The sequence below is a fragment of the Rhizobium ecuadorense genome (assembly GCF_001187535.1).
Lineage (GTDB): Bacteria > Pseudomonadota > Alphaproteobacteria > Rhizobiales > Rhizobiaceae > Rhizobium > Rhizobium ecuadorense.
Genome location: NZ_LFIO01001426.1, coordinates 1 through 636, shown reverse-complemented (window position 1 = coordinate 636; position 636 = coordinate 1). Strand labels below are relative to the sequence as shown.

Sequence of the window (636 nt, the reverse complement as noted above, 5' to 3'; positions counted from 1 at the left end):
TCGGTCGGCCATGCAGCTACAAGCGCCTCGGCAACCTCACGGAGTGATCGGATCAGCCTATGCTTTTCTCGACCGCTCATCACAAGCATCAGAGGAACGAAATCTTCGCTTCTATGCCAATCCACTATACCGCCCATTCGCAAGAATAGCCGCCCCCTTATTCGTAAGAGCCGACGACGCCGAACATGGACCGAAAGCGCTTCGCCGGGGAGGTTCTGACTGGATACAGCGACATTGCTAAAACCTCCCCGGTGTCCCTTCAACAAGGAAGAGGAAACTTTAAGCCAGATCGCGCCGGGGGGAAGACGGACCTAAGTCGGACTGGCCGCCCCAGTACCTGCTTCTCATATTTGGCTTGAGGTAACATGAAGCTCCGCGGAGGGACGGAACGGGAGGACGACATGAAATTCGGCTCCGACAACGCCAGCCATGAGGAGCGCTGCTCCGAAGGCCATAGCTCAGCCTCGACCATCGCGACGATCGAAGCGGCCCTTTCCGCTGATCGCGATATCGACAGCAGCGCCATCGAGATCAGGATGCTCGGCCCCGTGGTCCTCCTTGAAGGCTACATAACAAACGCGGCCGACCGCGAGAAAGTCATCTCGCTTGCAGCGATGATCGTCGGCCAGGAGAACG

At 58.0% G+C, this 636-nt stretch carries 1 protein-coding gene and 1 pseudogene; one reads left to right on the top strand and one right to left on the bottom strand.

Features of this window, described 5'->3' with window-relative positions:
- Positions 1-137 (bottom strand): annotated as a pseudogene (locus tag AF337_RS45755) (DUF982 domain-containing protein); the annotation flags it as partial.
- Positions 138-401: 264 nt separating this feature from the next.
- Here AF337_RS45755 and AF337_RS29990 point away from each other — a divergent pair.
- On the top strand, positions 402-636 hold a 235-nt coding region (locus tag AF337_RS29990), incomplete at its 3' end, for a BON domain-containing protein (RefSeq protein WP_049735021.1).